Source organism: Stenotrophomonas sp. P5_A8, from assembly GCF_056400545.1.
Map to the genome: position 1 here is coordinate 1 of NZ_JBFULB010000623.1, position 787 is coordinate 787.

1 pseudogene is annotated in these 787 nt (G+C 62.3%); it reads left to right on the forward strand.

Going from position 1 to position 787, the window contains the following annotated elements:
* Positions 1–430: 430 nt before the first annotated feature.
* Positions 431–787 (forward strand): annotated as a pseudogene (locus AC1DQP_RS21130) (hypothetical protein); the annotation flags it as partial.

Here is a 787-nt window from a genome sequence, read left to right on the forward strand (position 1 = left end):
GCCGCGTTGGCGGCACCGGCTATCAACAGGGCGCCCATTGCGAGCCCCACCCATCCTGACGTCCCCGTTCTGGTCATGTGCTTGGATTTAGATCGATTCAAGGTGTGGCCGATCCTAGCACCGGCGATGTGCGACCGCATGTTGCAGCGCGTTGAGCCAGCGAAGACATGCGCTGCACCGTTTCGCTCCCTATTGACGCCATCGATCCGTAACGGCCATTCAGCCTTGGGGCGCAATTGCAATTAGTTGCATGGATCACAGTTTCAGCTGGCCCCAGACTTCCCCTACCCCCGAGACGGCAGCACTTTCGCTCTCTCCGCGCCATTCATCTTGCGAGAGCATGAGACGCGTATCACGAGCGCATCACGTTTTCTCCGTCATTTAATGCTCTCGGTGACTGGCAGCACTCCCTCCCTAACGGACGCCTCCCATGTATCTGACCTCCCGCCATGTCCTCGCCAGCGCCGTCGCTGCCGCGCTTTTTCTCGGCCCATTGTCCGCCATCGCAGGCACTGTCACCGGCCCCGGCACGACGTACACCGTCAACCCCGGCGATCCGCTGGAATCCTGGTCGGTGACTGATGGTGCGGCCCTGACTGTGGCACCGGGCGCCGCCGCCGCCGACATCCAGGTGGATAACGCCGCCATCACCTTGAGTGATGGTGCGACCGCAGGAAGCACGACCGCGGGCAACGGCGCAACCGTCAGCGTTACAGGGGGTTCCATTGCTGCCAACACTACGGTCAGCGCGTTGACGGCAGGCGGGCAGTCAAGTGCCGTATTCAAC